We start from the raw sequence: 3,510 nt of genomic DNA, 5'->3' as shown, positions 1-3,510 counted from the left end.
AGTCCAATATCCTGAAGCCTTGGCCGGGAAGGGTAGACAGGTTGACTTACCATTTTTAGTGCCAGCACTATGAGTGTATTTTAGACTATCTAGATTGCTTATGTGTATAAGTAATATCATGTTCGGTTAAATACTTATACTTTGGAGAAAGGAAGGCAGAGGGCAGAAGGCAGAAGGCAGAAGGGAAAGAAAGGTCCAAAGAGATAAGGTTTTTTATAACTGATTATCCGTTAGCGTAGCTCCCCCGGAGGGGGAACACGATATAATATAGAATTACAAACTTTGGGGACTTTATTAATACTGTCTTCAGCTATCTTTGTTTAATGGTTAAATCAAAAGTTCATTTATTTTTTGGATGTCTATTTGGATGTTTAGATATGATTCTCTGTATAAATACATAAATACATTTTCGTACTGAGCTGGTAGAGAAAAAAATTTATAAATTACTATTGTTGAAAATGGAATCTGGGAGTTTCAGCAAAATAACGAAACCTGATTTTATCAAAATTACTCGTAAGGAATTCAAAAAATATATCTTGTCTCATCCAACAGATGATGAAGTAATTAGAGAATTATTTATTAATTGTAGAAATCCTCATCTTCAAGTTTTCCCCTATTCTCAGAATATGTCTTATGAAGAAGTTGAAGCGATGTTTAAATCTAAATTGAATCTAGATCCATAATAGCATGATTGATGAGAAAGATTGTGAAAGATTGCGATCGCTGATTTAATAGCTACTGGCAAAGTGGGAAACTTAGGACGCAACAAATAATAAGCGAGGCGGGTTTTAAGAAGGATTGAGGAGTCAGGAGTCAGGAGTCAGAAGGAGGAAGGAGAACAGAAATCAGGAGATTATTCATTGTTCATTTAAGGAGTCAGGAGTCAGGAGATTGTCTGCATTTTTCAATTGCAGCAATATAAGAATCTAGTAATTTACTTACTTCTTCTAAATGCAGTACCAATTCTGAAGTATTCCCATATTCAAGGTCATTTACCAGAATTAAGTAATATCGCGACTCCTCTAGGGAACCTTGTGCAATATTCAAGAATCGGATTTTATCTGCTAACCCTTTTTTCCGAAAACCTTCTGCTATATTTGCTGGTACTGATACAGATGCTCGTCTTAACTGAGAAATTAATCCGTAGGTTTCTGTCTTAGGAAAGTTACTGCTAAAGCGGTATACCTCTAAAACGAGTTGATGTGCTTTTTGCCAAACTATCAAATCTTGAAAACTTTTAGCAAATTCTCTCTTCATTCTGTCTCCTTGTTTGTCCGGCGTTGGTAATTTGAGGTATGATAAACATGTCCGGATAAGAGCGCGATACAACTCCGTTACCTTTACACTCCCCGAAAAACTTTCTCCTTCTACTCAGGGTTTCTTCTTTTTTCTTCCCTCCTGACTCCTGTCTCCTAAAAAATTAAGATTAATATCATACACTAATTTACCAACGCCGTTTGTCCTTTTATTCCAACTCCTTCTTGCCTATTCTAACTCCTGACTCCTGACTCCTGACTCCTGTCTTCTGACTCCTGACTCCTGACTCCTACAAGAAATTTTTCCCATCCATCAACAGCATCTAAATTAGAAACTACTCCTTTCTGCATCAAAACCACACCATCTGCAAAACCAGTAATTCCATATTCACCAGATTTATAAAGTTCTTCAATTCGAGGTACAATTTTTTCCAGTCGTTGCCGATCGCTCTTAAATGCTACCCGATATCTATTCAACCGCCACAGGTCAACAATAATATATTCTACTTTTTCAACTTCTCTAGCATCATTTCTAAATTGCATTCTGGGAAATCGCAAAATTGCTCGACGACCTGATAAGTGCGGAATAATATAAGTAGTTGCTGCCACGCTAGCATCATCAGGAATTTTCTCTAACAACGGTCGCATTTGACTAACGTGCTGCCATTGCTGATGTGCGGGTACATAAACCCAAGGTTGTACTGAATCTGGTACTAAAAAATAGAAGGTGCGATTAGGATTAGAAGTAAAGGTAAAAAATAGTGACAAGCAAAGACAAATTACCCATAAACGCTGAAACTTTAGTGATGGCAATGATGAATTTTCAACTTCTGATTCTCTCTTTCCCCACCATAAAATTGCACCGTAAAATAATCCAGGTACTACTGTCATTGCGTAGCGAATTGTAATTGACAGTACAGACAAACCTTGAGCAGAAAATAACTTTAGCAAAGGAAATCCTGCTATCATCCAAGAAGCGGGAGCAATAGCAGGCACAAATGCTAATGGCAACCATTGACCTAATAAATATTTGATAGTGCCAAAGAATGGGGTAAAAATTTCTGCAATTAAACGCCAAGGGTTGCTAATCATACCCCAAATAATTTCCAGAGTAGAAGCTTCGTCTCCATCTGCATATTGACCGAATCTTTCCATCATAAATCTCTGGGAAATATCTTCGGAAAATAGGGGCATAATTAGATTTGTCAGAGCTACCATGTAGGCAAAACTGAGAGTACAAATAGCTAAACCTATTCTGGGGTAGCGTTTACTCAAAATTAGATAAAATCCTACTCCAAATAAAACTACTCCCGCATCTTCTCTTACTGCTAAGATTAATATTGCTAAAATCCAAAATATAGACCATCGGCGTTTTTCCATTGCCAATAGTAGACTAAATACAAATATAGGTATCTGACAAATATCATGGAAATTTGCGAGAGTAGGGCCAATTACTGCATTAGCACAATAGAAGCTAATGGCGATCATGGCTGATAAGGGTGGCTGGAGATATTGTCTAGCTAAAATGTATAAAACTAAACCAGCACCAGTAACTAATGTGACTTGTAAAATTGTTAGGGTGACAGGATATGGAAATAGAGCATATATTGGCAACCACAGCAATAGGGCTGGAGTAAAATGTTGGCCTAAGCGGTGATAGTATACTTCTGATACTTGGCCTTGATGAACTACATTTGTGGAAAGAGCAGAAGAGAGAGAACTTTGAAAAAAACGACCATGCGTATTATTCCAAAAGACTTGGTTAAATATACCTTGGTCGTAAGAGGCATAAAAACTATAATAGCGGTGCAGATTAAATAATAGACATATAACAAAGAAGGCGATCGCCGCCACAAGCACCATTCTGAAGGACTGATTTTTTTGCCAGCTAACCAACTTCATCCACTTTTAGCAAGATTCAAAATTTAGAGTTACATTTTTTTACGACTGAGGCGCAAAGTTCTGAGAGTATCCTCAGCAAACCTCCAACTGCTATAGACATTTAGATTGCAGTATACCACTTACCAGAAAATTATCCCTCGCTTGAGTCATTATAACCACTGGTAAGATAGTTATGCGTTCTCATACTATAAAATATCAATTATGTCAAGTAAGTATTAGATAACATAAATATACTCTAGAAGGCTAATTGAAAGTATTAGTGTCACAATATGAAATAGATATTAAATTATCTCAGAAACTAATTTTCTTTTATAGGCCATTAACAAAAAATATAAAATTCATCCAATTAGTT

At 36.5% G+C, this 3,510-nt stretch carries 3 protein-coding genes; 1 reads left to right on the top strand and 2 read right to left on the bottom strand.

All coding sequences use genetic code 11. The features are described from left to right. Window positions 1-458: 458 nt before the first annotated feature. Entirely contained in the window at window positions 459-683 is a 225-nt protein-coding gene (locus AC3DU7_RS28855; RefSeq protein ID WP_488042695.1) for a DUF6887 family protein, read from the top strand. Window positions 684-876: 193 nt separating this feature from the next. Here AC3DU7_RS28855 and AC3DU7_RS28850 read toward each other — a convergent pair whose 3' ends face one another. Together AC3DU7_RS28850 and AC3DU7_RS28845 are read right to left on the bottom strand one after the other, a co-directional pair. After that, window positions 877-1,257, bottom strand: coding sequence for a four helix bundle protein (locus AC3DU7_RS28850; protein WP_488042694.1), 381 nt, complete (start codon window positions 1,255-1,257; stop codon window positions 877-879). Between the two features lie 233 nt (window positions 1,258-1,490). Continuing rightward, window positions 1,491-3,158 carry a DUF2079 domain-containing protein gene (locus AC3DU7_RS28845; RefSeq protein WP_488042693.1) on the bottom strand — a complete coding sequence of 556 codons (1,668 nt, stop codon included), beginning with the start codon at window positions 3,156-3,158 and terminating at the stop codon, window positions 1,491-1,493. Window positions 3,159-3,510 lie beyond the last annotated feature (352 nt).

The sequence above is a fragment of the Okeania sp. genome, assembly GCF_983059655.1.
The sequence above is the reverse complement of the archived record's forward strand: the minus strand, read 5'-3'. Positions and strand labels throughout refer to the sequence as shown.

Coding starts and splice junctions, on each gene's coding strand:
- AC3DU7_RS28855 (WP_488042695.1), top strand. CDS start 459: ATGGAATCTGGGAGTTTCAGCAAAATAACGAAACCTGATTTTATCAAA.
- AC3DU7_RS28850 (WP_488042694.1), bottom strand. CDS start 1,257: ATGAAGAGAGAATTTGCTAAAAGTTTTCAAGATTTGATAGTTTGGCAA.
- AC3DU7_RS28845 (WP_488042693.1), bottom strand. CDS start 3,158: ATGAAGTTGGTTAGCTGGCAAAAAAATCAGTCCTTCAGAATGGTGCTT.